A 2,621-nucleotide genomic window follows, 5' to 3' on the forward strand; every position below is an offset into this window, starting at 1 on the left:
ATGCACGAAGAACCCTCGGGTCAAGCCCGAGGGTGACGATTGGGGTTGGGTTCGATGCGCTTAAAGCAGCCCACATTAGCTGGAAGCGCGGGCCTTTTGCTTACTCACCTTAAGAGGGTAAGGGGGCCATCAGTGGATAACTGAACCGCCCCCACCCACGGATCGTCACCCTCGGGCCTGACCCGAGGGCGTTTGTGGCGCATTCAAAACAAAGAACGCTCGGGCTCGACCCGAGGGCCGTTCGGCGGGCGGGGGTGACCGGCGGAAGAATGGGCGCCTTGCCGTTTCCTCAAGCCAGCAGCTTCCCGTCCAGGGCGTCGGCAATGAGGTGCCGGGTTTCGCCGACGCCGTAAAGGGCGATGAAGGAGCCGAAACGAGGGCCCTGATCGTCGCCGAGCAGCACCTGGTAGATGGCCTTGAACCAGTCGCGTAGCGGCTCGAAATTGTGCGCCTTGCCGATTTCATAGACCAGGTTCTGCAAGGCCTCGGCATCGGTGGAGCCGGCATAGGCTTCGAGCTGGGTATGCAGATCGAGAAGGGCCGCGCGTTCCTGTTCGGTGGGGGCGCGATAGGTCTTGAGCGGCTTGACCTTGTCGTTGAAGTAGCGGACCGCATAGGCCGCCAGCTTGTCGAGCTCGGGATGGGTGGTCGGGCTGGCGCCCGGAATATAGCGCGAGATGAAGCCCCACATGACCTTGGTGTCCTGCGCATTGGCCGTGGCGACCAGGTTGAGCAGGAGCGCGAAGCTCAGCGGCACATCGGGATTGGGCACATCGCCGTAATGGACATGGAAGGCCGGGTTTTCGAGGCGCGCGGCGGCATCCTGGCCCTGATAGGCGGCGACGTGGGCATAATAATCGTCGACCTGGCGCGGAATGACGTCGAAATGCAGGCGCTTGGCCACCCGGGGCTTGAGGAACATGTAGAGCCCCAGGCTTTCGGTGGCCGCATAGGTCAGCCATTCGTCGATGGTGAGGCCATTGCCCTTGGACTTGGAAATCTTCTGCCCTTCGGCATCGAGGAAGAGTTCGAACACATAGTGCTCGGGCGGGGTGCCGCCCAGGATCGAGCAAATCTTGTCATAGATATGCTGGTTGGTCTGGTGGTCCTTGCCGAACATCTCGAAATCGACGTCGAGCGCCGCCCAGCGCATGCCGAAATCGGGCTTCCACTGCATCTTCACATGGCCGCCGGTGACCGGAACGGTGGTGTCGCGCCCATCCTCGTCGGTGAAGGTGATCGTGCCGTCCTTGGCATTGACCTCCTTCATCGGCACATAGAGCACGCGGCCGGAAATGGGGGAAATGGGCAGGAAGGGCGAATAGGTGGCCTGCCGCTCGGCCCCGAGCGTGGGCAGCATCACCTTCATGATGTCGTCATAGCGCTCGGCGGCGCGCAGCAGCACGGCGTCGAAGCGCCCGGACTTGTAATAGTCGGTGGCGCTGGCGAATTCGTAGTCGAAGCCGAACGTATCGAGGAAGCGGCGCAGCATGGCGTTGTTGTGGTCGCCGAAGCTGGCATATTCATTGGTCCAGGGATCGGGCACGGCGGTCAGCGGCTTTTGCAGATGCGGCTCCATCGCCTCTTTGGAGGGGACGGTGTCGGGGATCTTGCGCATGCCGTCGAGATCGTCGGAAAAGCAGATCAGCCTTGTGGGCACCTGGTCGCGGGTGAGCAGGCGGAAGGCGGTGCGCACCATGGTGGTGCGGGCCACTTCGCCGAACGTGCCGATATGGGGCAGGCCCGAAGGACCATAGCCGGTCTCGAACAGGGCTTCGCCCTTGCCCGACTTTTCCAGCCGTTTGACGATCTTGCGCGCTTCCTCGAACGGCCAGGCGCGCGCATTCTGCGCGGGCTCGAAAAAGGATGGGTCAAGGACGGGCAAAGCGGCGGGCGACACGGGCGGGCGGCCTTTCGGGCATTTCAGGGAAGACAGGGGAGGGTGTGTGCACCTTCTGGGGTCTCGCGTCAATGTCGCAGGTGGTTGCGCCTGGCCGGCCCAGGCCCTAGTTCTTGAACAGTTTTGCCAAAGCGGAAACGCCCCATGACCAGCCAAATCCACGACGCGCTCATCCATGTGATGATCGTCGCCGCCAGTGCCGACAGCGCCATCACCGAGCGGGAACTGACCCGGATCACCGCGCTGATCGAGCGGCTGCCGGTCTTCGACGGCTTCGACAAGGGCCGGCTGACCCAGGTGGCCAATCAATGCGCCGACGTGCTCAACGGGCCGGACGGGCTCGACCGGGTGCTGGACGAGGCCATTGCCGCCCTGCCCGCCAAGCTGCAGGACACGGCCTATGCGCTAGCGGTGGAAGTGACGGCGGTGGACCTGCATCTCGAACAGGAGGAATTGCGCTTCCTGGAAATGCTGCGCGACAAGCTGAGCCTGGACCGGCTGACCACGGCGGCCATCGAAGTGGCGGCGCGCGCCCGGCACCGGAAATTGCCGGGCTAGTCATTGGCCGGTCTTCGTCCGCTTGGGGTAGGGCTATCGCATAGGGGCAAATGTCTTGTGCTTGCCGGCACCCCCTCCCATCCTCCCCCGTCAAGGGGGAGGTGGACCATCAGTGGATAACTGAACCACCCCACCCACCGCTCGTCACCCTCGGGCTTGTGTG

The 2,621-nt window shown here is 63.4% G+C and carries 2 protein-coding genes; one reads left to right on the forward strand and one right to left on the reverse strand.

Translation table 11 applies throughout. The annotated features are described in order from the left end of the window. Positions 1-289 precede the first annotated feature (289 nt). On the reverse strand, positions 290-1,900 hold the full coding sequence (locus tag A3840_RS00875) for a lysine--tRNA ligase (RefSeq protein ID WP_067450482.1): 1,611 nt from the start codon (positions 1,898-1,900) through the stop codon (positions 290-292). A gap of 144 nt (positions 1,901-2,044) precedes the next feature. On the opposite strand from A3840_RS00875, the gene A3840_RS00880 reads away from it, so the two are divergent. Continuing rightward, complete coding sequence (locus A3840_RS00880; protein WP_067450486.1) at positions 2,045-2,458, forward strand: tellurite resistance TerB family protein; 414 nt, start codon at positions 2,045-2,047, stop codon at positions 2,456-2,458. Positions 2,459-2,621 lie beyond the last annotated feature (163 nt).

This window comes from Devosia elaeis (genome assembly GCF_001650025.1).
Classification (GTDB): Bacteria; Pseudomonadota; Alphaproteobacteria; order Rhizobiales; family Devosiaceae; genus Devosia; species Devosia elaeis.